The 26,474-nt window shown below is 67.7% G+C and carries 25 protein-coding genes, 1 pseudogene and 1 riboswitch; of the genes and pseudogenes, 10 read left to right on the top strand and 16 right to left on the bottom strand.

Going from position 1 to position 26,474, the window contains the following annotated elements; translation table 11 throughout:
- Nucleotides 1-26 precede the first annotated feature (26 nt).
- A complete protein-coding gene (locus tag AC0IX4_RS05360; RefSeq protein WP_471828305.1) occupies nucleotides 27-911 on the bottom strand; it encodes a phosphoribosylaminoimidazolesuccinocarboxamide synthase in 885 nt (294 codons plus the stop codon).
- Between the two features lie 98 nt (nucleotides 912-1,009).
- Between AC0IX4_RS05360 and AC0IX4_RS05355 the strand changes: the two genes are divergently transcribed.
- Nucleotides 1,010-2,449 (top strand): MDR family MFS transporter, encoded by a 1,440-nt coding sequence (locus AC0IX4_RS05355; RefSeq protein WP_471828304.1) that lies wholly within the window; start codon nucleotides 1,010-1,012, stop codon nucleotides 2,447-2,449.
- Here the strand turns inward: AC0IX4_RS05355 and AC0IX4_RS05350 are convergent.
- From AC0IX4_RS05350 to purD, 7 genes are all read right to left on the bottom strand, one after another.
- Nucleotides 2,407-3,321 (bottom strand): siderophore-interacting protein, encoded by a 915-nt coding sequence (locus AC0IX4_RS05350; RefSeq protein WP_471828303.1) that lies wholly within the window; start codon nucleotides 3,319-3,321, stop codon nucleotides 2,407-2,409. The genes AC0IX4_RS05355 and AC0IX4_RS05350 overlap by 43 nt on opposite strands.
- 102 nt (nucleotides 3,322-3,423) lie before the next feature.
- Nucleotides 3,424-5,229, bottom strand: a complete 1,806-nt coding sequence (locus AC0IX4_RS05345) for a DUF4012 domain-containing protein (protein ID WP_471828302.1) — start codon at nucleotides 5,227-5,229, stop codon at nucleotides 3,424-3,426.
- Between the two features lie 83 nt (nucleotides 5,230-5,312).
- Nucleotides 5,313-6,635 carry a UDP-glucose dehydrogenase family protein gene (locus AC0IX4_RS05340; protein ID WP_471828301.1) on the bottom strand — a complete coding sequence of 441 codons (1,323 nt, stop codon included), beginning with the start codon at nucleotides 6,633-6,635 and terminating at the stop codon, nucleotides 5,313-5,315.
- A gap of 93 nt (nucleotides 6,636-6,728) precedes the next feature.
- Nucleotides 6,729-8,150, bottom strand: coding sequence for an adenylosuccinate lyase (purB, locus tag AC0IX4_RS05335; protein ID WP_471828300.1), 1,422 nt, complete (start codon nucleotides 8,148-8,150; stop codon nucleotides 6,729-6,731).
- A gap of 11 nt (nucleotides 8,151-8,161) precedes the next feature.
- Nucleotides 8,162-8,788: a TetR/AcrR family transcriptional regulator gene (locus tag AC0IX4_RS05330; RefSeq protein ID WP_056070502.1), complete on the bottom strand. Its 627-nt coding sequence runs from the start codon at nucleotides 8,786-8,788 to the stop codon at nucleotides 8,162-8,164.
- A 57-nt stretch (nucleotides 8,789-8,845) separates the two neighbouring features.
- Nucleotides 8,846-10,003 (bottom strand): pyridoxal phosphate-dependent aminotransferase, encoded by a 1,158-nt coding sequence (locus AC0IX4_RS05325; RefSeq protein WP_471828299.1) that lies wholly within the window; start codon nucleotides 10,001-10,003, stop codon nucleotides 8,846-8,848.
- Nucleotide 10,004: 1 nt separating this feature from the next.
- Nucleotides 10,005-11,264, bottom strand: coding sequence for a phosphoribosylamine--glycine ligase (gene purD / locus AC0IX4_RS05320; RefSeq protein WP_471828298.1), 1,260 nt, complete (start codon nucleotides 11,262-11,264; stop codon nucleotides 10,005-10,007).
- Nucleotides 11,265-11,371: 107 nt separating this feature from the next.
- Here purD and AC0IX4_RS05315 point away from each other — a divergent pair, with 107 nt between their 5' ends.
- Together AC0IX4_RS05315 and AC0IX4_RS05310 are read left to right on the top strand one after the other, a co-directional pair.
- A complete protein-coding gene (locus AC0IX4_RS05315; protein WP_042574486.1) occupies nucleotides 11,372-12,463 on the top strand; it encodes a serine hydrolase in 1,092 nt (363 codons plus the stop codon).
- Nucleotides 12,460-12,927 carry an ArsR/SmtB family transcription factor gene (locus tag AC0IX4_RS05310; RefSeq protein ID WP_042574485.1) on the top strand — a complete coding sequence of 156 codons (468 nt, stop codon included), beginning with the start codon at nucleotides 12,460-12,462 and terminating at the stop codon, nucleotides 12,925-12,927. Before AC0IX4_RS05315 ends, AC0IX4_RS05310 begins: the two co-directional genes overlap by 4 nt.
- 61 nt (nucleotides 12,928-12,988) lie before the next feature.
- On the opposite strand, the gene AC0IX4_RS05305 is transcribed toward AC0IX4_RS05310, so the two are convergent.
- Both AC0IX4_RS05305 and AC0IX4_RS05300 read right to left on the bottom strand, forming a co-directional pair.
- Nucleotides 12,989-14,980, bottom strand: a complete 1,992-nt coding sequence (locus AC0IX4_RS05305; RefSeq protein WP_471828297.1) for a glycosyltransferase family 39 protein — start codon at nucleotides 14,978-14,980, stop codon at nucleotides 12,989-12,991.
- A complete protein-coding gene (locus tag AC0IX4_RS05300; protein WP_471828296.1) occupies nucleotides 14,977-16,236 on the bottom strand; it encodes a bifunctional glycosyltransferase family 2/GtrA family protein in 1,260 nt (419 codons plus the stop codon). The genes AC0IX4_RS05305 and AC0IX4_RS05300 overlap by 4 nt, the downstream gene beginning before the upstream one ends.
- Nucleotides 16,237-16,345: 109 nt before the next feature.
- Here AC0IX4_RS05300 and AC0IX4_RS05295 point away from each other — a divergent pair, with 109 nt between their 5' ends.
- On the top strand, nucleotides 16,346-16,774 hold the full coding sequence (locus AC0IX4_RS05295; RefSeq protein WP_042574482.1) for an HIT family protein: 429 nt from the start codon (nucleotides 16,346-16,348) through the stop codon (nucleotides 16,772-16,774).
- Here the strand turns inward: AC0IX4_RS05295 and AC0IX4_RS05290 are convergent.
- Nucleotides 16,734-17,630: a LysR family transcriptional regulator ArgP gene (locus tag AC0IX4_RS05290; protein ID WP_471828295.1), complete on the bottom strand. Its 897-nt coding sequence runs from the start codon at nucleotides 17,628-17,630 to the stop codon at nucleotides 16,734-16,736. The two genes, AC0IX4_RS05295 and AC0IX4_RS05290, sit on opposite strands and share 41 nt — an antisense overlap.
- Before the next feature lie 33 nt (nucleotides 17,631-17,663).
- Between AC0IX4_RS05290 and AC0IX4_RS05285 the strand changes: the two are divergent.
- A pseudogene (locus tag AC0IX4_RS05285) lies at nucleotides 17,664-18,239 on the top strand (LysE/ArgO family amino acid transporter); the annotation flags it as partial.
- On the opposite strand, the gene AC0IX4_RS05280 reads toward AC0IX4_RS05285, so the two are convergent.
- On the bottom strand, nucleotides 18,129-19,736 hold the full coding sequence (locus tag AC0IX4_RS05280; protein WP_471828294.1) for a sensor histidine kinase: 1,608 nt from the start codon (nucleotides 19,734-19,736) through the stop codon (nucleotides 18,129-18,131). The pseudogene AC0IX4_RS05285 and the gene AC0IX4_RS05280 sit on opposite strands and share 111 nt — an antisense overlap.
- Nucleotides 19,733-20,449: a response regulator transcription factor gene (locus AC0IX4_RS05275; protein ID WP_056072715.1), complete on the bottom strand. Its 717-nt coding sequence runs from the start codon at nucleotides 20,447-20,449 to the stop codon at nucleotides 19,733-19,735. The genes AC0IX4_RS05280 and AC0IX4_RS05275 overlap by 4 nt, the downstream gene beginning before the upstream one ends.
- Before the next feature lie 107 nt (nucleotides 20,450-20,556).
- A riboswitch (guanidine-III (ykkC-III) riboswitch) is annotated at nucleotides 20,557-20,619 on the top strand.
- A gap of 15 nt (nucleotides 20,620-20,634) precedes the next feature.
- Here AC0IX4_RS05275 and AC0IX4_RS05270 point away from each other — a divergent pair.
- Both AC0IX4_RS05270 and AC0IX4_RS05265 read left to right on the top strand, forming a co-directional pair.
- A complete protein-coding gene (locus AC0IX4_RS05270) occupies nucleotides 20,635-20,949 on the top strand; it encodes a DMT family transporter (protein WP_042574479.1) in 315 nt (104 codons plus the stop codon).
- Nucleotides 20,950-20,983: 34 nt separating this feature from the next.
- Nucleotides 20,984-21,856 (top strand): ABC transporter, encoded by an 873-nt coding sequence (locus AC0IX4_RS05265; protein WP_235579486.1) that lies wholly within the window; start codon nucleotides 20,984-20,986, stop codon nucleotides 21,854-21,856.
- On the opposite strand, the gene AC0IX4_RS05260 is transcribed toward AC0IX4_RS05265, so the two are convergent.
- Both AC0IX4_RS05260 and ald read right to left on the bottom strand, forming a co-directional pair.
- Nucleotides 21,853-22,554 (bottom strand): dienelactone hydrolase family protein, encoded by a 702-nt coding sequence (locus tag AC0IX4_RS05260; RefSeq protein WP_471828293.1) that lies wholly within the window; start codon nucleotides 22,552-22,554, stop codon nucleotides 21,853-21,855. The genes AC0IX4_RS05265 and AC0IX4_RS05260 overlap by 4 nt on opposite strands.
- A gap of 11 nt (nucleotides 22,555-22,565) precedes the next feature.
- The gene (gene ald, locus AC0IX4_RS05255) at nucleotides 22,566-23,651 is read right to left on the bottom strand and encodes an alanine dehydrogenase (protein ID WP_471828292.1); all 1,086 of its coding nucleotides are present in this window, start codon (nucleotides 23,649-23,651) and stop codon (nucleotides 22,566-22,568) included.
- Between the two features lie 94 nt (nucleotides 23,652-23,745).
- Here ald and AC0IX4_RS05250 point away from each other — a divergent pair, with 94 nt between their 5' ends.
- From AC0IX4_RS05250 to AC0IX4_RS05240, 3 genes are all read left to right on the top strand, one after another.
- Nucleotides 23,746-24,267: an Lrp/AsnC family transcriptional regulator gene (locus tag AC0IX4_RS05250; RefSeq protein ID WP_471828291.1), complete on the top strand. Its 522-nt coding sequence runs from the start codon at nucleotides 23,746-23,748 to the stop codon at nucleotides 24,265-24,267.
- Between the two features lie 183 nt (nucleotides 24,268-24,450).
- The gene (locus AC0IX4_RS05245; RefSeq protein WP_471828290.1) at nucleotides 24,451-25,149 is read left to right on the top strand and encodes an anti-sigma factor; all 699 of its coding nucleotides are present in this window, start codon (nucleotides 24,451-24,453) and stop codon (nucleotides 25,147-25,149) included.
- Between the two features lie 103 nt (nucleotides 25,150-25,252).
- Nucleotides 25,253-25,510 (top strand): hypothetical protein, encoded by a 258-nt coding sequence (locus AC0IX4_RS05240; protein WP_471828289.1) that lies wholly within the window; start codon nucleotides 25,253-25,255, stop codon nucleotides 25,508-25,510.
- Between the two features lie 15 nt (nucleotides 25,511-25,525).
- On the opposite strand, the gene AC0IX4_RS05235 is transcribed toward AC0IX4_RS05240, so the two are convergent.
- Complete coding sequence (locus AC0IX4_RS05235) at nucleotides 25,526-26,473, bottom strand: proline dehydrogenase family protein (protein ID WP_471828288.1); 948 nt, start codon at nucleotides 26,471-26,473, stop codon at nucleotides 25,526-25,528.
- Between the last annotated feature and the right edge of the window lies 1 nt (nucleotide 26,474).

Genomic DNA, 26,474 nt, shown 5'->3' with positions numbered 1-26,474 from the left:
CGAGCCGTTCAGGGAAATCGAGTCGGTCACGGGGTCACCCAATCGTCGAAGGAAAGTCCCGAGATGCGTTCGTACGCATCGATGTAGCGGGCACGAGTACGGTCCACGATGCTCGGCGGCAGTGGCGGCGGAGCGTCGTCACCGTGCCGGTCCCACCCCGACTCCCCCGTGAGCCAGTCGCGGACGAACTGCTTGTCGAAGCTGGGCTGGACCCGGCCCTCGGTGTAGCCGTCGAGCGGCCAGTACCGGGAGGAGTCCGGAGTGAGGACCTCGTCGGCGAGCACGAGTTCGCCGTCGGAGTCGAGACCGAACTCGAACTTCGTGTCGGCGAGGATGATTCCTCGACCGGCCGCGAATTCGGCGGCGCGCGAGTAGATCTCGAGTGTCGCGCTGCGCAGCTTCTCCGCGGTGCCGGCTCCGACCGTCCGGACCACCGCATCGAAGTCGATGTTCTCGTCGTGGTCACCGATCTCGGCCTTGCTGGCCGGCGTGAAGATGGGCTCGGAAAGCTTGCTCGCCTCGGTCAGACCGTCGGGCAATGCGACTCCGCACACGGATCCGGTGGCGCGGTAGTCGATCAATCCCGATCCCGTCAGATACCCACGGGCCACGCATTCGACGGGCGCCATGGTCAGGGCTCGGACGACGAGTGCCCGGCCCAGGACTTCCTGCGGAATGCGGGGGTCGTCTGCGTCGCCCGCGAGGTGATCTCGAACGTCGAGCTGCGCGAAGAAGAACACGCTCATGGCGGTCAACACCCGCCCCTTGTCGGGAATCGGCGTCGACAACACGTGGTCGTAGGCGGAGATCCGGTCGCTGGCCACCAGGAGAAGGTGCTCGTCGTCGATCCGGAACAGATCGCGAACCTTACCGGCGGCCAGGTGTGGGTACTGGGAAAGAGAAGGGCGCACGTCGATCGAGCGTAGTCGTGCCGGGATCCGCCGTGGTGGCGGTATCTGGCAGTCTGCGAAGGGAGCCTCGGTAGCGAGGCGAACGAAGGAGTGTGGCGGTGACGACGACGGACAGGGTGCAGGTCGGATTCCGGTCCGAACGCGGGCCGATCCTCGCTGCCCTCATGCTGTGCAACTCGCTGGTCGCGCTGGACTCGACGATCATCGCGACGTCGGTTCTGACGATCGTCGACGACCTGGGCGGCTTCTCGCAGTTCCCGTGGCTGTTCTCGGTGTATCTGCTCGCGCAGGCGGTCACCGTTCCGATCTACGGCAAGCTGGCCGACCTGTTCGGCCGCAAGCGGCTGGTGTTGTTCGGGATCGCGGTCTTCGCCGTCGGATCGGTGCTGTGCGGTCTGGCCTGGAGCATGCCCGCGCTGATCGTCGCCCGCGCGATCCAGGGAATAGGTGCCGGCGCGATCCAGCCGATGGTCCAGACGATCGCCGGCGACATCTACACGGTGCGCGAGCGCGCCAAGGCCCAGGGCTATCTCGCCAGCGTGTGGGCGATGTCCTCCATCGTCGGTCCGACGCTCGGCGGACTGTTCTCCGAGTACCTGTCGTGGCGGTGGATCTTCTTCGTCAACATTCCGCTGTGCGCCGTCGCGGCCGTGATGTTGATGCGCAAGTTCGACGAGAAGCCCACGGAGGCGCGCACACGAGGAGGCATCGACTACACGGGTGCGGCTCTGCTGACGGTCGGCGCCGGCGCCGTGATCCTGGGGTTGCTCGAGGGTGGCCAGTCGTGGGCGTGGAACTCCCCGGCGTCCGTGGCGGTGTTCGTCCTCGGTGCCGCCTGCCTCGGGGTATTCGTCATGGTGGAACGCCGCGTCGAGACACCGATCCTGCCCCTGTGGGTGCTGACGCGCCGCGTCCTGGTCGCCACCAGCGCGGTCGGCGCGGTGATCGGTTCCATCGTCCTGACCCTGACCACGTACGTTCCGACGTTCGTCCAGGGCGTCCTCGGCTTCGGAGCGTTGGCCGGTGGTTTCACGCTGGCGCCGCTGCTGTTGTCCTGGCCGTTGATGTCGTCGCAGTCCGGCCGGCTCTACCTACGCATCGGCTTCCGTCGCACCGCCGTGATCGGCGCGTGCATCGTCGTGGTGGGGGCGGTCCTGACACTGGGGTGGACCGAGACGTCGCCCATCTGGCAGATCTGCCTCGGCGCATTGGTGATCGGAGCCGGGATGGGCCTGGTGGCCAGCCCCGCGCTGATCGCGGCGCAGTCGAGCGTCGACTGGTCCGACAGGGGCGTCGTCACCTCGACCAACACGTTCGCGCGGTCGATCGGGAGCGCTGTCGGAATCGCGGTGTGCGGCGCCATCGTCAATGCCAACGTGGGTGCAGAACCGTCACCGGCAGATCTTGCCGACGCCATCCACCTGGTCTTCTACACCGTCGTCGCGGGCGCCGTCCTGATGCTGGTGGCCGCGTTCGCGATGCCGCCGATGTCCGGTCAGAGTCCGACGCGCTCGAGCAGTGCTTCGAATTCTTCCTGAGCCTGCGCCTCGGTCTTGCCCTCGCGGAGCGCGCGGCGGTAGCCGGCCAGAGCCATTGCCTCGTAGCGGCGGTAGGAGGCCAGCCATTCCTCGGCCTTTTCCCGCCAGTAACCGATGACCGAACACTGGCGGGTCGTGAATCCCCACTGCTTGCGGACGTGCGAGCGCACCGAGCGGGACGAGCGTGCCTCACCGGCGAACCACAGGTATCCGACGCCGTCGGGACGATCGAAGGACGCCACCGCGTCGGGGAGAACGCTGGGGGTCAGCCCGTTGCCGGTGCCGATCCGCCACTCGACCGTGACGTCGCTGTCGACGGCGAGTTCCTGGACGTCGGCTCCGTCCAGAACTTCGAGGATCACGTGAGTACGCAGCCCCGGCCGACGGGTCTCGAGCGCACGCGCGACGGCGGGCAGCCCTGTCTGGTCGGCGACGAGCACCTGCCAGTCGGTGTTCTCGGGGCAGCAGTACCAACTCCGCGGACGCGAGAGCACCACGCTGTGACCCGGCTGCACCGACCGTGCCCAGGACGAGGCCACTCCGGTCTCGTGCAGCACGAAGTCGACGGTCACCGTGGAGTCGTCGCGGGTACGCACCGTGTAGTTGCGGCACTCGGGACGCGTCGCCACGTCGTGGTAGCCCCAGGTCCCACCGACCAGGGTCATCGGAGGAAGTGTCGCGTCGACCGAGGAGGGAAAGTGGATGGTCACGCATTCGTCCGGTGCGTCCAGCCCGGCGTAGTAGCGGAGAGAAGGTCCGCCGAACACCACGCGCACGAGGTTGGGGGACAACTTGCCCACCGACTGGACAGTCGCGGCGTAGAAGCCCGGCTCGACGATGGAGTCCGCGTCGATCTCGAACGCCGTGGACATCGCAACCCCCTCGCCTGGACTCCGATCCCTGCGGAATCGATCTGTAAGGCGAGCCTAACCATCGTTCAGCGAGAGCGCAATGGTCTCACCGAGCCGACCAGCTCACGATCCCGAACAGTCCGGCACGTCGACGGTCGCGGTGCCCTCCAGCGTCTGCGGCTGGATCGGCACGCGGGCAGCACCCGGAACAGCGGGCTCCACCAGGTCCAGAACGATGGTCTTGGTCTGTCCGGGTTCGACGACGAGGGGCGTGTAGAAGAGTGGATGGTTGCGTTCCTGACCGGTCAGCAGCAGTGCCTGCTTGCCGTCGACGGTCGCCTTGGTCAGCGTCGACCCGGTGGTGGTGAAGATTCCGACGACGGAGCGATTGGTGCCCGGAGGACCCTCGTACGCCGTGGTCTCGTTCTGACGACCTGCGATGTAGACCGGATAGTCCTGCGCCGGTGCGGTATTGGTGACGCTGGCGGTGATCTGCGAGGTTCTCGTGCCGCCCGTGCAGGACGACGCGGTGTAGGTGATGTCCCGCTTCAGGTAGTAGTCGAGTTTGCCGCCCGCACCGTTGTTGACGACGAGCGAGGCGTACGGCGCGGGGTCGTCGGGCACCTCGTGAGCGATCTTGGTTCCCGACAGCACACTCTGGATCGCGGGGTCCGCGCTCCACACTGCGGTGTGGCCCTCGCTGACACCCTTGCCGATCGCATCGAGCAGCTGGGTGGGGTTGCTGATCTTGCCTTCGACCTTCGAGAACACCCGAGCGGCGATCTGCTGGAGGTAGTCCTTGCGGGCGGTGTTGTCGTCGGCGAAGCGGAAGTACGCCTCGGACTGCGTCAGGTTCACCACGTTGTCGGCGGTCACCTGCTCACCGTCGGCGAGTGTCACCGGTCCGACGACACCCAGGATGTAGCTCAGGGCGACCGGATCCGTCGCCAGGACACCGTCGACGTCCTGACCGGATTCCTGCTGCCAGATCGAGCGCAGGATCTCGCCCGTGTACGGGAAGTGCGGGCTGACATTGGCGTTCTGCCAGTTCGCCGTCGCGTTGTACAGATTGCCGTAGTTCTTGGCGAAGTCCGGGCCCAGATCGATCGGGTCGTACGTCGCACCGAGTTCACTGTTCTTGGCCAGCGCGTCGAGGCCGATCTTGCCGCGGTCGGCGTCGATGATGGCGAAACCGCCCATCAGTCCACCGGTTCCGCGCGATTCCGAGTTGGTCTGGAACGCCAGGAAGTAGCTCTGGGGCGAGTTCTCCCCCAACATGTCCGGCAGGATCTTCGCCGCGAGACTCGTGTTCGTCAGCAGGTTCGACAGATCGTCCAGCTGGGCCTTCAGCGAGTCGCCGGCCTCCGTGACCTGAGGAACGTAGGTGTCGGTGTCGACGGCCTCCGCGCGGGCGTTCAGCGCATCGGCGGACACGGAGACCTCGTCGAGTGTGGGCGCCGCCTGGCGGAGCGCCGCAAGGTCGATGGTGCCGTCGTCCGCGCGGAGCTCGCTCGGGTTCAGCACCGCCCCGACGTCGACCGCGGGGCGGAGCACGTCGACCGTCAGGTCGTGCACGAGTCCGGTCAGCGGACCGACGACCTCCAGCGGCGACCCCACTCCCGGGATCGCCGCGACGGCCTTCCAGATGGGCGACTCGGTGGCATCCAACGCATCTGCGGAGGACGAGGTCGCATCGTCGACATGAGAGCGACCGGCCTCGGCGTCACCGGCGAGGATGGCGGATCGCGCGGCGAGGGCGTCGTCGCGTGCGGAGCTCAATCCCTGGTACGCGGAGTAGGCCGTCCACCCGAACCAGGCCACCAGGGCGAGCAGGACGAGGAGTACGACCCGGACCCAGACCGGAACGCGTCTGCCGCGGCCCGTGGAACGGTGTCTGTTCGTTGCGGTACCACCGAGCTCAGCCGACACGTAATTCCTTTGCTCGTCACGAATTCACGATCGGCCGGAAGTGTACCAATCGGTTCGACCGGTCGAGAGTTCTCGAAATCGACTCAGGGACGACCGAGTCCGCGATAGACCCAGCCGGCAGATCGCCACATGTCGAGATCCAGGCAGTTGCGCCCGTCGATGATGCGCCGCTCCCGCACGACGCCGTCCAGATCCGCGGGAACGAGATCTCGGAATTCGCGCCATTCGGTCAGCACCAACACCACATCGGCTTTGTCGCACGCTTCGAGCGCCGACGACGCGTACCCGAGTGTGGGGAACAGCGCGCGCGAGTTGTCGTTCGCCTTGGGATCGTAGACGGTGACGCCCGCACCCTGAAGTTGCAGCTGCCCAGCAACATTCAGGGCGGGAGAGTCCCGGACGTCGTCGGAGTCGGGCTTGAACGCAGCGCCGAGTACGGCCACCTGGGTGCCGAGGAGCGTTCCGACCGTGTCGCGGACGACGTCCACCATTCCGGTGCGTCGGCGCATGTTGATGTTGTCCACCTCGCGCAGGAACGTGAGCGCCTGATCGGCGCCCAATTCACCGGCGCGTGCCATGAAAGCACGGATATCCTTCGGCAGGCAGCCACCGCCGAATCCGATACCGGCGTTCAAGAATTTGCGCCCGATACGGTCGTCGTGACCGATTGCGTCGGCAAGAACGGTGATATCGGCGCCCGCGGCGTCGCATACCTCCGATATCGCATTGATGAAGGAGATCTTGGTCGCAAGAAAAGCATTGGCCGACGTCTTCACCAATTCGGCGGTAGCCAGATCCGTCACGATGAACGGTGTGCCCTCGGCGAGCAGCGAGGCGTAGACCTCGCATGCCACCTCCTCGGCCCGACCGGGACGGTTCCTGTCGACGCCGAGTACCAGGCGATCGGGGTGCAGCGTGTCCTCCACCGCGTGACCTTCGCGGAGGAACTCGGGGTTCCACGCCACCTCGAGGTCGTCGCCCGCAGGAGAGAGCTCGTGCGCCATGGCGCCGAGCCGCTCGGCAGTGCCCACCGGAACCGTCGACTTGCCGAAGATGACGGCGGGGCCGGTGATCAACGGCGCCAGGTTCTGGACGACCGAATTCACGTACGTGACGTCCGCGGCGTACTCGCCCTTCTTCTGGGGCGTACCGACAGCGAGGAAGAAGATGTCACCGAACGCCGCTGCGTCCTCGTACGACGCGGTGAATCGGAGCCGACCTGCGGCGATGTTGCGCTGGAGCACCTCACCGAGGCCCGGCTCCCAGAAGGGGACCTCTCCTGCCTCCAGTTTGGCCAGCTTGCTCGGGTCGACGTCCACACCCAGCACCTCGTGGCCGATGTCGGCCATGCACGCCGCGTGGGTTGCCCCCAGGTATCCGGTTCCGATCACGACTACTTTGCTCACAGTCGAACCGTAAGGTCTGACGGCCGACAGTTCCACCGGAGGACCTGCCGACCGTCACGGGTCACATCGGAGCGCCGCGCTCACGGCGGACAGTCACAGAATCGGTGCCGGACTGTAGGCGGCAGCGCCCGGCCGGGTGTCGACGAGTGCCTGCACCGCGGCGACGACAGCGGCCACCTGAGCGTGCGCCGCCCCGATGAACGCCGACCGGTCCGCCAGCGCCACATCGAGCGCTGCGCGGTCGAGCGGCAACCGCTCGTCCGCAGCGAGTCGGTCGAGGAGGTCGGGCTCCTTGCCCTGTTCCCGCATGGCCAGCGCCACCGCGACGGCATGCTCTTTGATCGCCTCGTGGGCGGTCTCCCGACCGACGCCCGCGCGGACCGCGGCCATGAGCACCTTGGTCGTCGCCAGGAACGGAAGGTAGCGGTCGAGTTCGCGGGCGATCACGGCCGGGTACGCACCGAATTCCGCGAGCACGGTCAGGAAGGTCTCCATCATCCCGTCGATGGCGAAGAAGGCGTCCTGCAGTGCGACGCGGCGGACCACCGAGCAGAACACGTCACCCTCGTTCCACTGCGCCCCCGCCAACTCGGCGGCCATGGACCCGTATCCGCGCAGGATCACCTGCAGGCCGTTGACGCGTTCGCAGGACCGGGTGTTCATCTTGTGCGGCATCGCGGAGGATCCGACCTGGCCGGGCTGGAAGCCCTCGGTGACCAGCTCGTGGCCCGCCATCAACCGCACCGTGTGCGCGAACGAGGACTGCGCGGCGCCGACCTGCACCAGAGCCGAGACGACGTCGTGGTCGAGCGAGCGCGGGTACACCTGACCGACGCTGGTGAAGACGGTGGCGAATCCGAGATGCTGGGCCACGGCGTTCTCGAGTGTCGCGAGCTTCTCCTCGTCGCCCCCGAGGAGGTCGAGCATGTCCTGGGCCGTGCCCATCGGGCCCTTGATCCCGCGCAACGGGTACCGCGCGATCAGCTCACGCAGACGAGTGAGACCGACCAGAAGTTCGTCGGCCGCCGACGCGAACCGCTTGCCGAGTGTCGTGGCCTGCGCCGCGACGTTGTGGCTGCGGCCGGCCATGACGATCTCGGTGTACTCGGCCGCGCGCTCTGCCAGCCGCGCCGCCACCGCGATGCCGTGGTCGTAGACGTATTCCAACGACCGCAGGATCTGCAGCTGCTCGACGTTCTCCGTCAGATCGCGGCTGGTCAGACCCTTGTGGACATGCTCGTGGCCGGCGAGGGCGTTGAACTCCTCGATGCGCGCCTTGACGTCGTGTCGGGTGACGCGTTCACGATCGGCGATGGATCCGAGATCGACCTGGTGGAGAACTCGCTCGTAGTCGACGATGGCCTCGGCCGGAACGTCGACACCCAACTCCGCCTGCGCGCGCAACACGGCGATCCACAGCTGGCGTTCGAGCACGATCTTGTGTTCGGGCGACCACAGCTGTGCCATGTCGGGGCTGGCGTAACGGTTGGCAAGGACATTCGGGATACGGCTCACGAGCGGCCAGTTTACGGCCCGGCAGTCAGGGGTGCGTGACGGTCCACCGCGTCGAGCAGCACCTCGCGCGCACGCGCCCGCGGATCGCCTCCGCCCTCACCCAACGCGGCCATCACCACGCCGTCGACCAGCGCCAACAACGGTCGCACATGGTCCCGGTCGGTGGGTCGCCCGGCGCAGGACAGTGCGTCGAGGAGCATGTCCTCGAGGTCCGCACGCAACCGGCAGTGCAGTTCCTGCAGTTGCGGATGACGCGCCGCGGCCAGCACTCGCTCGTACCGCGCGACCAGCAGATCGTGGCGGTCGATGTCGCTGTCGACGGGTCCGATCAGCAGGTCGACCATCAGGTTCACGGTCCCGGCGGTGTCCAGCGCCGTCGGTGAGAAGCCGTCCATCTGCTGACGGATCAACTCGTGCTCTCGAGCGCCGTTCAGTTCGGACGCATGGGTCACGAGGTCGTCGAGGGAGTCGAAATAGTAGGTAGTCGACGCCAGCGGAAGCCGAGCTTTCGCGGCGACGCTGCGGTGCCGGACGGCGTCGTACCCCCCTGCGAGCAGCAGGTCGGCTGCTGCGGAGATGAGGGCTTCCCGCCGACGCCGACCCTTGGGCGTCGAGCGCGAAGCGGAGCCGGTCGACATGGCTACACATGCTGCCACCGACTCGACGGCCGTCGAGGGGAAACGGCGGGATGCCGGTCAGCCTCGGAGGCGGGGCGCCAGTCGACGCAGTGCCTCCGACATGTCCTCCGTCGACCCGGCGAAGGAGAACCGCACCGTGTGATGACCGTCGACGATGTCGAAGTCCGCGCCGGGTACCACCGCGACTCCTGTCTCCCCGAGCACCTGCGCGCACCACTGCATCGAGTCGTCGGTCAGATGTGCGATGTCGGCGTAGGCGTAGAAGGCGCCGTCCGCCGGAGCCAGCCGCGTGATGCCGGCCGCGCGGAGCCCGCCGAGTAGCACGTCCCGGTTGTCGGCGTAGCGGCGCACGTGCCCGTCGAGCTCTGCGATCGACTCGTCCGAGAACGCCGCGACGGCCGCCAGTTGCGACACCGTCGGTGGGCACACGGTCATGTTCGACGCCAGTCGCTCCACCGCACGAGTGAGACTGCGCGGCAACACCATCCAGCCGAGTCGCCATCCCGTCATGGAGAAGTACTTGGACACCGACCCGATGGAGACCGCCTGATCGGAGAACTCGCGCGCACTCCGTGTGTCTAGGTCCCCGTAGGAGATGCCGTGGTAGATCTCGTCGGAGATCAGCAGCGTTCCGTGCGCGTCGCACCAGCGCGCGAGCGCCTCCAGTTCGGCGGGATCGATGATGGTGCCCGTCGGATTGGCCGGACTCGCGACGATCAGTCCCGCCGGAGGCTCGTCCAGGGCATCGAGCATCGCGACGGTCGGTTGGAAGCGCACGTCCTCGCCGCAGTCCAGCTCGATCACGCGTGCACCCAACGCCGACAACGTGTTTCGATAGGCGGGGTACCCGGGACGGGCCATCACCACCGTGTCTCCGGGATCGAAGGCCGCGAGGAACAGCAGCGTGAACGCACCCGAGGATCCGGTGGTGACCACGATGTCCTCGGTCTCGATCGCCACGCCGGAACGGCCGGTCAGGTACTCGGCGATGGTTCGACGCAACACTGCCTTGCCGAGCGACTCCGAGTACCCGATCACGTCCTCGTCCAGCGCCCGCCGCATCGCGTCGAGTACCGGGCGCGGCGCTCGCGTCGACGGCTGACCGGCCGCCAGGGACACCACGTCGCCGTGCGTCTCCTGCCGACGCGCGGCGGCGGCGAACACGTCCATGACGTGGAACGGTTCGATACGGGAGCGCCGGCTGTCCGACCTCATGTCAGGACGGGATCGCGATGTCGCCCCGCTCGGCCGCCAGCCCGATGTCGGTGCGGAAATGGCTGCCGGTCAACGACACGTGGGACAACACGTCGTAGGCGTCGGCGCGGGCCTCGGCCAGATCGGCACCCGTTCCGACCACGCTGAGCACCCGGCCGCCGGCCGAGACCAACGCCCCGTCCTTGCCCAGTGCGGTGCCGGCGTGCAGCACTCCGGAACGGTCGGCGCCCGTGATGACATCCCCCGTCCGCGGGCGGCCCGGGTAGTTCTCGGCGGCCACGACGACCGTGACGGCCGACCCCGGCTTCCACTGCAGCGCAGGGAGGTCCGCCAACGTTCCCGTCGCGGTCGCCTTCAGAGCAGCCCCGATCGGCGACTCGAGCAGGGCGAGCACCGCCTGTGTCTCGGGATCGCCGAAGCGACAGTTGAATTCGATGACAGCGGGGCCCTCGGCGTCGACGGCCAGACCCGCGTACAGCAGTCCGGTGAACGGGCAGCCGCGCGCCACCATCTCGGCAGCGACGGGTACGACCACCTCGTCGACGATGCGCGTCACCATCTCCTGCGGCAGCCACGGCAGCGGCGTGTACGCGCCCATACCGCCGGTGTTGGGGCCGACGTCACCGTCGCCGACCCGCTTGTGATCCTGTGCGGGCAGCAACGGAACCACCGTCTCTCCGTCGACGAAGCAGAAGAGCGAGACCTCGGGACCCGACAGGAACGACTCGAGCAGCACGGGATGGCCCAGCTCGAGCAGCTCCGCAGCGTGGGCGCGAGCCTTCATCCGATCGTCGGTGACGACGACGCCCTTGCCGGCGGCCAACCCGTCGTCCTTGACCACCCAGGTGGGGCCGAAGCGGTTGAGCGCCGCGTCGAGAAGCGCGGGGGTGTCCACTATCTCGCTGTGCGCGGTGCGGACTCCCGCCGACGCCATGACGTCCTTGGCGAAGGCCTTCGATCCCTCGATGCGTGCTGCTGCGGCGGACGGGCCGAAGCACGCGATGCCGGCCTCGCGGACCGCGTCGGCAACCCCCAGGACGAGCGGAACCTCGGGACCGATGACGACCAGGTCGGCGGCACGCTCGCGGGCGAGCGCGACGACAGCCTCCGAGGACGCCACGTCCACCGCGAAGGTCGGCGCGATCGTCGCGATCCCCGCATTGCCGGGGGCGCACATCACCGCGCTGACGTCGGGATCGGCCGCGAGGGCGATGAGCAGGGCATGTTCACGGGCTCCGGAACCGATGACGAGTACTCGCACGAGAGCAGCGTACTGGCACGCGCACTGCGACCTCGACTCCGCGACCGGCATGCTGTTATTGTCGTTATTCCGGAATATCGCAATAGTCGAACACATGGAGGACGTCGATGATCAGGACCGTCACAGTGCTCACCGCCCTGTCCGCCGTTCTTGCGGGATGCACCGCCGCGACCCCCGACTCCGACAGCGCATCGGACACCACGGTGTGTTCGGCAGCCCCTGCCGCCGACGTCACGACGCTGGACGGGTGGATCGGCCTGGCCGCCGAGAATCCCGACACGGTGTCATTTTCCGTCGACGACGGCCGCGGCACCACCGCCGTGCACGCGGCGGACCGCGATCAACCGTTGGCGTCGGCGGTGAAGGTGGTGCACCTCGGCGCGTACGCCCGTGCCGTCGCCTCCGGGGTACTCGATCCGGACGAGCAGGTGCCGGTGTCCGAATGGCAGCGCTGGTACGCCCCGGGAACGGACGGCGGAGCACATATCGCCGCGCTGGATCGCCTGGGCATCGCCCACGACTCGACGGTTGCGCTGGACCCCGCTGCAACCGTTCGCCTGGACGACATGGTCTCCGCGATGGTCCGCGAGAGCGACAACACCGTCCCCGACTATCTCCGTTACCGCCTCGGAGACGACGCCCTGCGGGATGCCGCCGCAGCGGGTGGGTGGACCGACTTCGAGCCACCGACCCTCGTGGGCACGACGATCGGCGTCTTCGATCGCGATGTCCCTGCCGACCAGCTGTGGCCGCTCGCCCAGCGGTTCGCCTTCGACACGGACTTCCGAGCGACGTACGGCCAGGACTCGGCGCCCACGACCGAGTCCGACCTGGTCGACTACTTCGACCGCGTCGGGCCACGGGGCTCGGCCGCCGACCTGGCCCGCTTCTACGGCGCCATTGCCGACGGCTCGTTCGGGCCTGGCGTGGACGACGTGCGGCGTCAGCTCGAGTATCAGGAGCCGCCGGACGGGTTCACGGCCATGGGATTCAAGGGCGGCAGCCTCCCCGGAGTGCTGACGCAGGCATTCGAGTTCCGCAGGTCCGACGGTTCCGACGCCGTTGCCGTGTGGCTCACCAGCAGGATGGACACCGCCGAGTACACCGCCGCCGTGTCGAATCTCGCGGCCCAGCAGGGACTGCTGCTGCAGGCGGTCTCGGATCCCGCGACACTGGAACGGATAGCCTGCGTGTCGTGAACGACGAACCGGATCTCGCCGAGAGGGTGGCGGCCCTGGAGGCCCGTGTCGCCGCGCTGGAGGGATCCGGTGGTGAGGCATCACCCGGCACCGGCGGCTCGATCTCCTACGCGGGGGACGTTCACCTGTTCGGCGACGTCTCCTGGTCCATCGGCTACTCCCCCGACGGCGTGCTGAACCTGCCGCCGGATCGGTCGGTCGAGGTCCTGGCCGCGCTGGGGCACCCTGTGCGTTTCGCCGTCGTCCGCGCGCTGCTGCACGGCCCTGCCACCGCAACCGACCTGCAGTCCGCGGTCGGGTTGTCCTCGGTGGGCCAGCTCTACCACCACCTGAAGACACTGACGTCCGCCCGCGTCGTCGAGCAGCACGGCCGCGGGGACTACCGCCTGGCACCGAAGACCGTCGTTCCGGCGCTGGTGTTGATGCTGGCGTCCGCGGACGTCGCCGGCGAGCTGACACGATGAGAATCCGGTGCGGAAATGTTCGTCACGCGAACGTTTCCGCACCGGATTGCCGGCCAGGTCCTCAGGCGGTCAGGTCGTACAGCGTCACGTTGTCCACCGTCTGTGCGGTGAAGTTCGCTGTCACCCACTCGCTGATCTCCGCGGAGGTTCCGGAGTCGCGGCCACCCATGCCGCCGCCGGCGATGAACCAGTGGATCTCGCCCTGCTGCACGTAGGCCTGGAACTGCGCCAGCGTCGGTGACGGATCGCTGCCGTTGAACCCACCGATCGGCATGACCGGGTCCTGCGTCGCCAACTGGTACCCGGACGCCGAGTTCGACCCGATCGCCGCAGCAACCCAGGTGTAGCTGTCCGCGTCCTCCGCGAGCAGCTCGGTCAGTTCCGCGCTCGGCGTGCTGCCGCTGAGCAGTCCGCCCATACCGCCGCCGTCCGCGCCGCCGGGCATCGCACCGGTCGGAGTTTGGGCTCCCGGAACCTGACCTGCAGGAGCCTGACCACCCGGAGCCTGACCACCCGGAGCCTGACCGGCACGCATTCCGCGGCCGTCGTCCCTACCGCCTCCGCGGCCGAAGCCCATGCCGCCGCTGTTCGGGCCCGCGGTGACGATGGAACCTTGGTGAGCGGTCGCGATGGTGTCCACCGCGTAGGCCGTGGGTCCGGCAAGTCCGGCGAACAGAGCGGCCAGCACAGCCACCGTCGCGAGGCGACCACGGGTGAGGCGGGGAATCAGCAGGGCCACGATCGCGAATACCCCGACCACGGCGACGACGACCTTCAGCCACGGCACGAATGTCGCACTGCGCGAGAGCAACACCCACTCGATGACGACGGTTGCCCCCATTGCCGCAGCAAGAAGGAGACGGGTCCAGTACTGCTCACGTGCCCGCCACAACGCGACGCTGCCCATGCCCACGACGGCGGCGACAGCAGGTGCCAGCGCCACGGTGTAGTACGAGTGGAAGATGCCGGCCATGAAGCTGAACGTCAGTCCGGTCACCAACAGCCACAGTCCCCACACCACCAGCGCGGCACGGCGGGCGTCGGCACGAGGAGCCCTGCCCCGCAGAACGATCGCGGCCACTCCGAGTATCAACGCGGCCGGGATCAGCCAGGCGATCTGGCCGCCCTGGGACGAGTCGAACATCCTGGTGATTCCGGTTTCACCCCACATGCTCCCGCCGCCGATGCCGCCACCCGGCGTGACCGAACCGGTCTCTTCACCGTTGAGGCGACCGAGGCCGTTGTAGCCGAGCGTGAGTTCGAGGATCGAGTTGTTCTGCGAGCCACCGATCCAAGGGCGTGACGACGCGGGCCAGAGTTCGACGATCGCGATCCACCAGCCTGCGGCGACGATCATCGCGCCGAGTGAGACGAACAACTGCCCGATGCGGGCGCGTACCGATACCGGTCCCGCGAACAGGTAGGTCGCGGCGATCGGTGGCACGACGAGCATGACCTGGAGTTGTTTGGTCAGGAAGCCGAAGCCGACGAACACTCCGACGAGAACCAACCATCGGGTGCGGCCGTCCTCCACCGCGCGCAGCATCGCCCATACCGCGGCGATCATCAGGAAGACGAGCAGAGCGTCCGGATTGTTGAACCGGAACATCAGGGCCGCAACCGGAGTCACCGCTAGAACCAGTCCGGCGAGCAGACCGGCCGCCGGACCGAACTGGCGACGGACCGTGCGCCACATCAGCGCCACGGACGCCGCACCGAGCAGGACCTGTGGCACCAGGATCGCCCAGGAGTTCAGGCCGAAGACTCGGACCGACAGTTCCATCAGCCACAGCGACATCGGGGGCTTGTCGACGGTGATGGAATTGGCCGCGTCGGACGAGCCGAAGAAGAAGGCCTCCCAGGATTGCGAACCTGCCTGTACCGCAGCGGAGTAGAACGAGTTGGCCCACCCGTTGCTGCTCAGGTTCAGCAGGTAGGCGACGGCCGTACCGACGATCAGGACGGTTGCGGCGATGGGCTCCCACCGGCGATGGCGGGACGGCGGCGTGTAGCCGCGCGCATGATCTTCGGGAGCGGTGACGAGAGTGGTCATCGGTTCGTGTCCATATCTGTCGTAGAAGTATCGGTCGTCGAAGTACGGAAGACCCATCGCAGGGCGATGAAGCGGGTGACGGTGGCAACCAGGTTGGCGAGGACGAGGACCGCCAGCTCGAGGTGCTTCGACGCGTCCGGGAGCCAGTCGTGCAGCGCGAACAGGGAGCCGGCGGTGATGAGCCAGCCGACGACGAAAACCGCGAGTCCCTGGAGGTGATGGGTCGCTGCGCTGTCGGAACCGCGGACGCCGAAGGTGAAGGCGCGGTTGGCCGCTGTGTTCAGCACGGCCGTCACGAGCAGTGCAACGAAGTTGGCGCCCTGGGCGCCGAGCACGGTGTGCAACATCAGATACAGCACCGCGTAGGCGACGGTGCTGGCGACTCCGACGAGACCGAACCGGACCAGTTGTCCGACCATGCCCACGGGAACTCCTGTCACCGGACCGATCGGCTCCCGCCCCAGGCTGCGACGCAGGTCTGCCACCGGGAGTACGCCCGTCGCGAGTGCTCGACCGACGCGCCAACACCCTCTGAGATCGGCGACGGCCGTGTCGACGATGTCGACGCTCGAGCGGGGATCGTCGATCCAGTCCACGGGCACCTCGTGGATCCGCAGCCCGACACGTTCGGCGATCACCAGCAACTCCGTGTCGAAGAACCATCCGGCGTCCTCGACGAGCGGCAGGATCTTCCGGGCGACGTCGGTGCGGATCGCCTTGAATCCGCACTGGGCGTCGGAGAACTTCGCGCGCAACGACGTGCGGAGGATGACGTTGTAGCTGCGAGAGATGAACTCTCGCTTGGCTCCTCGGACGACCCGCGACGACGTCGCCAGGCGGGACCCGATGGCCAGGTCCGAGTGGCCGGACGCAAGCGGTGCCAGGAGCGGCATGAGCGCTCGTAGATCGGTGGACAGGTCCACGTCCATGTAGGCCACGATGTCGGCGTCCGACTCGAGCCACACCGCCTTGAGTGCTCGGCCGCGCCCCTTCTCGTCGAGATGACGGACTGCGACCCCGTCGAGTTCCGCGGCGAGCCGCTCGGCGATGACGCGCGTCTCGTCGGTACTCGCGTTGTCGGCGACGGTGATGCGCGTGGAATAGGGGACATCGACGGCGAGGTAGGCGTGCAGCCGGCGCACACACGCCTCGATGCCGTCCTGCTCGTTGTAGACGGGAACGACGACCTCGACGGTGGCCACACCCCCGCGCCGCCGCGCCCGGAACTCCGGCCGTTCGATGGAATCAGTTGTCATGACCTGAACACTCGCTCCGCGCCCCGGGACCGCCCCGGGCTCGACCCGGGAGTTACCCGGGAGCGTCAGGCCACCGCGCAGGACCGCGCCCGACCATTACAGTCGCATCATGGCATCCGTGTTCAGCGCAATCATCGCCGGCGACATCCCCGGTCGCTTCGTCTGGGAGGACGACGACGTGGTCGGGTTCCTCACCATCGCCCCGGTCACGCAGGGCCACACGTTGATCGTTCCCCGAGCGGAGATCGATCAGTGGCAGGACATCGATCCCGCCACGTTCGGCGCTCTCACGTCCGTCGCGCAGACGGTGGGCAAGGCGGTGCGCACAGCATTCGGGGCGCCGCGTGCCGGGCTGTTGATCGCCGGTCTCGAGGTGCCGCACCTGCACCTGCACGTCTTCCCGGCGTTCGACATGGCCGACTTCGACATCACGAAGGCCGACACTTCACCGTCGCCCGAGTCGTTGGACGAGGCGCAGGAGAAGATCACGGCCGCCCTCACCTCGTTCGGTCACGGTCAGCACGTTCCGACGCGCTGACCCGGGCCAACATCGTCCGCGCCGCTCCGATGACGGCGTGGGCGACGGCGTCGAGGGCCGGTGATGCGAGCGACCACTGTTGCCAGAACAGCGCCACGTCGATGACAGTGTCGTCCAGTTCGACGACGTCCAGATCGTCTCGCTGTTGATCCGGCACCATCCCCCATCCGAAGCCCAGGCCCACCGCCCGCGCGTACTCGGTCGATGACGGCACCAGATGTCGCGGCGGGGTGTGCGCGCCGACACCGTGGAGCGACAGGTAGCGGTCCTGCAGCGAATCCTTCTCGTCGAATGCGATCACGTGGGCGTGCGACAGCGCCGCGGGCGTGATGCCGTCGGCAAAGAATCGATCCACGAAATCCCGTGTCGCGCAAGGTCGGTAGAGCATCGAGCCGAGCGCGGTGGACGAGCATCCCCGCACGGCGGAATCCACCGAGGTCACCGCAGCGGTGACGGTTCCTCCCCGGAGAAGGTCCGCGGTGTAGTCCTGGTCGTCGCGGTGGATGTCCAGGATCACCGAACCCGCGAGCGGCGCCAACGCCGGCAGTACCCAGGTGGCCAGCGAATCGGAGTTGACGGCCAGGGACACGCGCGCGACGCCGTCGGTCGCCCGCAACTCGTGCACGGCGCCGTCGGTCAACGTCTGGATCTGACGGGCGAGACGCAACAACACGGCCCCGGACTCGGTGGGCGCCACCGGCTTCGTTCGCGTGACCAGGACGGCGCCGACACTCACCTCCAGCGCCTTGATGCGTTGACTCACGGCCGAGGGCGTGATGTGAAGCGAGCGAGCGGCAGCCTCGAACGTGCCGTCGTCGACCACGGCGCGCAGGGCTTCGAGCTGGTCGGACTGCATGATATGAAGCTACGCTCATGACTGCTGAAAAACATGAGCTGGACTGCATCACGACCACGCCCTAGCGTTCGTCGCATGTCATCCATGCTGGTCGGCTTCGGTGTCGGCCTCTCACTCATCGTCGCCATCGGCGCACAGAACGCATTCGTGCTGCGCCAAGGAATCGCCCGGCAGCACGTCCTCGCGGTAGTGCTGGTGTGCGCGCTGTCCGACGCGATCCTGATTCTTGCCGGTGTGTCCGGCATCGGCGTCGTGGTCGAGACCTACCCGACGGCCGTCACCGTCGTGACCGTCGCCGGCGTCGTCTTCCTGACCGTGTACGGCCTCACCGCTTTCCGACGCGCCCTGCACCCGTCCGCGCTGACGGTCGAGAAGACTGCAACCGGCGCGTCCCTGCGATCGGTGATTCTGACGAGTGTGGCTCTGACCTGGCTCAACCCGCACGTGTATCTGGACACCGTGGTGTTCCTGGGATCGGTGGCCAATCGTGAAACCGGTTCAGCGCGTTGGTGGTTCGCTGCCGGCGCTGTCCTGGGCAGCGTGGTGTGGTTCACGGCTCTCGGTTTCGGCGCCCGCTTCGCGACGCCCATCTTCGCCAAGCCCGTCGCCTGGCGAGTCCTCGACGTCGTGATCGGTGTCGTCATGCTCCTCATCGCCGTCGTCCTGGTCGAGGGACTGGTAGCCGGCTGAGTCGGCGAGTGGTGAGAGCCGGGGCAGCTCGACGCGGAACGTCGCCCCCTCCCCCGGCACGCTGTGCAAGGACACGTGGCCGCCGTGCGCCGCGACCAGAGCCGACACGATCGACAGCCCCAATCCGCTGCCGCCGCTCTCGCGCGTGCGTGACCTGTCGGTGCGGTAGAAGCGCTCGAACACCCGGTCCGCATCGTCCTCGCTCAGGCCCGGCCCGGTGTCGCGTACTTCGAGAACCGCTTTCTCGCCCACGGTTCCGACGGCGACGGTGACCGACGCGGTGACCGGGGTGTGCCGCAACGCGTTGCTCACCAGGTTGCTCAGAACCTGGCGTAGCCGCGCGTCGTCGCCGAGCACCTCGGGTACGTCGCTGGCCTCGATCACCTCGAGGCGCACGGCCCGCTCGGGCGCGGTCGCCGACGCGTCGTGCACGGCATCGGCCGCGATCATGAGCAGGTCGACGGGTTTCTGCTCGACCGGGCGCTGCGCGTCGAGACGCGCGAGCATCAGCAGATCCTCGACAAGCAGCCCCATCCGAGCAGCCTCACCGCCGATGCGGGTCATCAACATCTCGGTGTCGGTCATAGCGCCTTGACGGTAGAGCTCGGCGAATCCGCGGATCGTCGTCAGCGGTGTCCGCAGTTCATGGGACGCGTCGGCGACGAAGCGACGCATCCGGTCCTCCGATTCACGGGCCGCGTTCTCCGACGCCTCGGTGGCCGCGAACGCCTGCTGGATCTGGGCGAGCATCCCGTTCAATGCGGCCGACAGTCGCCCCACCTCGGTCCGCTGATTCCATTCCGGGACGCGACGGTGCAGATCTCCGGCGGCGATGGCAGCAGCCGTGGTTTCCACTTCGCGCAGCGGCCGCAGGCTGCGCCTGACCACGAAGTACGCCAGGACACCCAGGACCAGCATGACCCCGAGCCCGATGAAGATCTGCAGCCTCACCAGGCTCGAGACGATGGCCTGATTTCCCGTCAGCGGAATGGCGACCGTGGTCTCGCCGTCGGAGTTGGTCACGGTCACCGTCCGCCACTGCTGATCGACACCGCCCAGAGACCCGACCGTTCGGGGTGTCGCCGACACCGCGCCACTGAGATCCGGTTGGACGTCGCCGAGGTCGCTCACCGGCTCGCGAACGGACCCGTCCGCCCCGACGGCGCGCACGTAGAACGCTGCGGGCGGTCGCAGCGGATTCGCTTCGGACGGAGGCGGACCGAGGAAACGGTCACCACGCGGCTTGGCCCATCCCGATGCAGCATCCATCAACTGCTCGTCGACACGCTGGGTCAGCGTGTTCTGCAGAGCACTCGTGACCGCCACACCCGAGCCCGCGAGGCCGAACGCCACGAGCAGCAACAGAACCGCCACCAGCGTGACGCGGAGCGGGACGGCCTGGAGACGACGCCTCACCGGCGCGGTTCCCGCAGGACGTACCCGACTCCGCGCAGCGTGTGGATCAACCGGGGTTCCGTCGTGTCCACCTTCCGGCGCAGGTAGGAGACGTACGACTCCACGACGCCCACCTCGCCGCCGAAGTCGTAGTGCCAGACGTGGTCGAGGATGCGCGGCTTGGACAGCACGGTTCCGGCGTTGACCATCAGGTAACGCAGCAGCGTGAACTCGGTCGGCGACAGCGCCACCGGTTCGCCGGCCTTCCACACCTCGTGGGTGTCGTCGTCGAGTTCGATGTCCGCGAACACGAGTCGCGACGGCTGCGTCAGCGGCCCGGGTGCCGACCGGCGAAGGATCACGCGGAGCCGTGCGACGACTTCCTCGAGACTGAACGGCTTGGTGACGTAGTCGTCGGCGCCCATCGTCAACCCGGTCACCTTGTCCTCCACCGAATCTCGTGCGGTGAGGAACAGGGCCGGTGCGTCGATACCGTCGGCGCGCAGTCGTCGTAGCAACCCGAAGCCGTCCATGTCCGGCATCATGACGTCGAGGATGAGGGCGTCCGGCTTGAAGGTTCGCGCGACGTCGAGCGCCGCCGGGCCTCCCGACGCGGTGCGCACCTCGAACCCCTGGAATTTGAGACTCACCGACAGCAGTTCGACGATGGTCGGCTCGTCGTCGACGACGAGCACCTTGGCCTCGGCAGTGGTGGAGGGGCGCGACGTCGTCATGGTGGAATTCTCGCTCACGACTGCCATCGTGTCCGTCGGTGCTGACATCTACCCGGGGCGTCGCTGTGAGCTTGCTGTGAGCCGCGGCGACTTTGCTACGGTCGAGGACAGACTGCTGACACAGACCCGGACGAGCGCACCGTACCCGGCCAGCGACAAGACGGTGCCAGGAGAGTCGACGACACATGGCTTGGATCGTTCTCGTACTGTCCGGCGTCCTCGAGGCCGTCTGGGCGACCGCACTGGGGAAGTCCGAGGGCTTCACTCGACCTGTCCCCACCATCGTCTTCGGCACGGCGCTGGTGATGAGCATGGGCGGGCTGGCCTACGCGATGCGCACGATTCCCACCGGCACGGCCTATGCCGTGTGGGTCGGGATCGGCGCGTCCCTCACCGTCGTCTACGCGATGGTGTCGGGCACCGAGTCCGCCACCCCGATCAAGATCGCGCTCATCGCGGGCCTGGTCGGCTGCGTGATCGGATTGAAGCTCGCGCACTGATCCGCGACGTCGGATGCAGGGTTACAGTGACCCCATGAACTGGGTGTCCGCAGTCACATTGCCGGTGCGCGTCGGGCTGGCGGTCGCCGAGTCTGCAGTCGGCGTCGCCGAATCCGCCGTCGCGACGACGAGGATGGCTCTGGCCGCCGGAGCGTCCGGCTCGATCGACGCCTTCGCGCTGGCCAATCCGCGCGGCGGACCGCTGGCCCTTCTGGGTCAACTCGCCGAACTCACCTCGGACGACCGGGCGTTCGGCCACGCTCTGCGACCCGGTGGACCGCTGGATCGCCTGCTCGAGCCGGGTGGCGCCGTCGACCGACTCACCAGCAAGGGCGGCACCCTCGACAGGTTGCTCGAACCCGGCGGTCCGCTCGAACGCATCCTCGCCGACGACGGTCCCCTCACCCGAGTCCTCGCCGAGGACGGTGCCTTGGATCGACTGCTGGCCGAGGGAGGACTGCTCGACCGGCTCACCGCCGTCGACGGTCCCATCGAGCGGTTGACGGCGAAGGACGGTCCGATCGAGCTGCTGACCATGGAGGGCGGCGTCATCGAGGCGCTGACCAAGAAGAACGGCGTGATCGACACGGCCATCGCCGAGGGCGGCCTGGTGGAGACGCTTCTCGGAGACGACGGCGCCATCAAACGACTCACGGCGAAGAACGGCCCGCTGGATCAGCTGGTCACCGTCGCCGAGTCGCTCAGCTCGCTGGCGCCCAACCTCGAACGCATGAGCGCCAGCGTGGAGATCCTGCAGGACACCGTCGACGTTCTCGCGGCGGCGGTGAACCCGCTGGGCGAGCTGGTGGGCAAGCTGCCCAGCCGATGGGTCAAGAGTCGCGGCGCCATCGAGCCCAAGACCGGCGAGGTGCGCGGTGCGCTGCAGGGGCCGGGAGTCGGACGCTAGTTCTTCACGTGGCGCCCGAAGAAGTCGAAGACGCGGGCGAACGCATCCTCCGACTGCTCGTGCTTGTAGCCGAACCCGGTGATGCGGAGCAGTAGTGCGGCGGGACCTCGTGCCGAGTCGTTCGCGAAGCTGTGGCCGGCACCCGGGTACGTCTTCACGTCGTGCTCGATCCCCTTGTCCTGCAACACCTTCTCCACCTTCTTGCCGGCTCCCTGCAGAACCGGGTCGTGCTTGCCGAAGCTGGCGACGATGGGGCACGCGCCCTCCAGTGCCTCCTCGATGTTCTTGGGGAGCACACCGTAGAAGGGCGCGCTGGCGTCGAATCCACGAGGCGCCAGGGCCAGGGCGAATCCGCCGCCCATGCAGAATCCCACGATGGCCACGGAGTCCGTCGTGTCGTCCCGCGCGACCAGCGCGTCGCGACACGCCATCAGATCGTCGACGGCCTGCCCCTGGCGGGCGAACAGCGACCGGAACACCCCGACGACGCACTTGGCCCGGCCACCTCGTGCGTACAGGTCGGGCACCAGTGCCAGGTAACCCTTGTCCGCGAATCGTTGTGCGATGTTGCGGACGTCGTCCGACATGCCGAACACGTCGTGCACGATCACGACCGCCGGCCACGGCCCTTCTCCCGACGGTGTCGCGAGTGTCGCGTCGATGCGATCGGTACCGGTGTCGACCTGGATGACAGTCATACCGGCCGACTCTAGCGACCCAGGGCCGTTCTCACGGTCTCCGAGAGCAGGTCGCCGTCGTGAACACTCAGACCGTCGGCCAGACCGGGCATCGTTCGGCACGCCTGCTCCCATCCCTGGTCCGCCAGCGTGAGCACATAGGGCAGGGTCGCGTTGATCAGCGCTTGCGTCGACGTGCGCGGAACCGACCCCGGCATGTTGGCGACGCAGTAGAACAGCGAGTCGTGCACCGCGAACGTCGGATCGTCGTGAGTGGTGGGGTGTGAGCTCTCGAAGCAGCCACCTTGATCGATGGCAATGTCGACGAGGACGGATCCCGGCTTCATCCGCGCCACCAATGCGTCCGACACGAGCGTGGGGGCCTTCGCCCCGGGCACCAGGACCGCGCCGATGACGAGGTCGGCGTTCACGATCGCCTGCTCGAGCTCCCATGAGGTGGACACCAGGGTCCGGACCTGGCCGCGGTATCTCGCGTCGATCACTCGCAACTTGTCGACGTCGAGATCGAACACGGTGACGTCCGCTCCGAGACCGTGTGCCATCGAGACGGCGTGCGAGCCGGACACCCCTGCGCCGATGACGACCACCGACGCCGGACTCACTCCGGGCACTCCTCCCATCAGCACTCCGCGGCCACCGGCCTGCTTCATCAGGTGGTAGGCGCCGGCCTGCGTCGCCAAACGGCCGGCGACCTCGCTCATCGGCGCGAGCAACGGGAGTCCGCCGCCGCGCCCGGTCACCGTTTCGTAGGCGATGGCCGTCGTTCCCGACGCGAGGAGGGCGTCGGTGCACTCGGGCGACGCGGCGAGGTGCAGATAGGTGAACAGGGTCTGACCGGCCCGGAGCCGCGAGTACTCGGCCGCGATCGGTTCCTTGACCTTGAGCAGCAGGTCGGCCTCGTCCCAGACCTCGTCCGCGGAGCGCCTGACGTCCGCACCGGCCGCCTTGAAGTCGGCGTCCGAGAACGAGGAACCCTCGCCCGCGCCGGTCTCGATCAGGACCCGGTGCCCGCGACCCACCATCTCGTGGACACCGGCCGGGCCCGCCGCCACCCGGTATTCGTGGTTCTTCAGCTCACGGGGGATGCCGATCTTCATGACGGGTCCTTTCCAGTCGGAATACGTCCCCATATCGTGAACTTTGTTCGCCATCTCCGCGATCCGAGTGAAGATAATTCTCTAAGATGCCGTCATGGACATCGAATCGTCGGACATCGGCCTATCGGACCCGGTCACGTCGAACAATCTTCGGCCCTCGACGCTGGACCGTGTCGACCGCGTCATCCTGCGGGAACTGGCCGTCGATGCCCGCATACCCAACAACACACTGGCCGGCAGAGCGGGCATCGCCCCGTACACGTGCCTCGGCCGCGTGCGGTCACTGGTCGACCGCGGCGTCATTCGCGGATTCCACGCCGACGTCGACCCTGCCGCCCTGGGGCAGGGTCTCCAAGCCATGATCGCCGTCCGCCTGCTCGCCGGAGCGCGGCGCCACCTCGGCGAATTTGCGGAATCGTTCACCGCGCACTCGGAGGTACTCGACGTCTACTTCATCGCCGGGGCGGACGACTATCTGATCCACGTGGCGATGCAGGATTCCGCACATCTCCGCGACTTCGTCGTCCAGAACCTCAGCGCTCATCCCTCCGTGGCCTCGACGGAGACGATCCTCATCTTCGAACACCTACGGCCGCGCCTGGTGGACGGCGGGTGACCGCCGGAGGAGGGGGTGCCCATCCGGCCGGTCGAGCGCACCGAATACCCGGTGTACTTGCCAGGAGAGACGGCCGTGGATGTAACGGGGGTTCTGTGTCGCCCACTCTCTGCCTGAGCCCTATTCGACACATGGAGGCACTTCGAGATGAGCGACCACGGTTCGCCCGATCAGCCTCTCAGGATGCCTGACAGAGATCTCCTCGAGCTCGCGTACGTGTGCGCTCTGGATGCGATGGCAGCGTCCGAGCAGTTCGAGACCATGACCCGACTCGACAATTCCGACACATCGACCCGGCGCCGGTTCGACGCCATCGTGCGCGACGTCCGCGAGACCATGGCCGTCGCGTCCGAGTCGACACGAGTGCCCGCACCGGCCGAACTGCGCGATCGCATTCTCGGTGCCGTCGAGGACACGCACCAGGTGCCGGTCGCCGGAGCCACCGTCGTTCCGCTCCGCCCGTCTCGCCGTCGCGGTCGACGCACCGCGGCCCTGGTCGCTGCTGCGGCCGCCGTGGTCGCCGTCGGAGGCGCAGTCACGTTCCAGCAGAACACGACTGCGGACGCGCCCGTCGTAGCGGTGGCCGCTCCGCTCGAATCACCCGTCGTCGGCGGCGGAACGATGACCGTCGACTACGTACCCGGCCAGGATCGCGCGATCGTGCACATGACGGGAGTGGACGCGCCTCCCGCCGGCTCGGTCTACCAGGTCTGGCTCATCGAAGGCACACCCGTGTCCGTCGGCACAATGGACGCCGATGCCCTGGCGGTGCCGGCCTCCGTCCCTGTCGACGACGCCACCGCCTTGTCGGTCACCGTCGAACCTGCGGGCGGTTCGCCGTTCCCCACCTCGGGTGCCGTCGCGCGCGTCGATCTCGCCTGAGACATCCCTGTCGAACACCTGTTCGATGTGTTGTAGGGTGATGTCACTGCACCGCCCGACGTCAGACCTTCCCTCGTGACGTGTGATTCCCGAGGAGACGTCCGTGATGAACCGCCGTCGGCAGCTGCATCTCATGAACGGGGTGTGGCACGAGGAAGCGCCCGCTACCTGCACCAACGGCCATGCGCTGCAGGCCCGTTCGGTTCTGGTCGGCGCGCGGGCATGCTCGTGCGGCATCGGCCATCACCGCACGCACTATTGCCGCACGTGCGGTGACACCATCTTCACTCCCGCCCTCGGTGAGTCGTGCCGGGACGGAAGCTTCGACGGTCGGGCAGGCCGGAGGCCGGTCGGTGGATAGGACGCGCGAACCGGCTCAGGAGCGGGAGAGAAGTGAGCGGAGGAAGAACGTCATGTTCGCCGGACGCTCCGCCAACCGACGCATGAAGTAGCCGTACCACTGGGTGCCGAACGGTACGTAGACGCGGACGCGGTGACCTTCGGACGCCAGCCGGACCTGTTCGCCGTCGCGGATTCCGTACAGCATCTGGAACTCCATGTTGCCGGCACCGCGGCCGAGCTCGGCAGCGTCGCGGAGTGCAGCGTCGATCATCCGTGGGTCGTGGGAGGCGACCATGGGGTAGCCGTCGCCCTCCATGAGCACCCTGAGGCACCGTTCGTAGGAGGCGTCGACGTCCTCCTTCTTCTGGAATGCGACCGCCTCCGGCTCGCGATACGCGCCCTTGCACAGGCGAATTCGCGATCCGGGGCCGGACAGGTCGCGGCAGTCCTGCTCCGTGCGGTGAAGGTACGCCTGCAGGACGGTGCCCAGCGACGGGAAGTCCTTGCGCAGCTCCCGCACGATGGACAGCGTCGAGTCGGTGGTGGTGTGGTCTTCCGCATCGACGGTGACCCAGACGCCCGCGGCGTCCGCGGCGGCGCAGACCTTGTGTGCGTTGGCCAGCGCGACGTCGTGGCCGTCCCCCGGCAGCGACTGCCCCAGCGCCGACAACTTGAGAGACACCTCGAGCGCGTGCTCACCGGGTGCTCGCAGTGCGGCGTAGGAATGGAGCAGCGACAGGTAGGCGTCGACGGTGGCCGTGGCCTGCGCGGCGTCGGTGGTGTCCTCGCCGAGGTAGTCGACGCTGATGGCGCGACCGGAGGCGAGCAGGTCGCCGACCGATGCCAGGACTTCCGGTTCGGTGCTTCCGGCGATGAACCTCTGGACCAGTGAACGGGTCAGCGCCGACTTCGCGACGACGCGTTCGAGTCGGTGCGAGCGCCCGGCGGCCAGCAGGACGGGACGGAGCGGATTGGTCGGCATC

It is taken from the genome of Rhodococcus sp. AC861 (genome assembly GCF_979256035.1).
The sequence above is the reverse complement of the archived record's forward strand: the minus strand, read 5'-3'. Positions and strand labels throughout refer to the sequence as shown.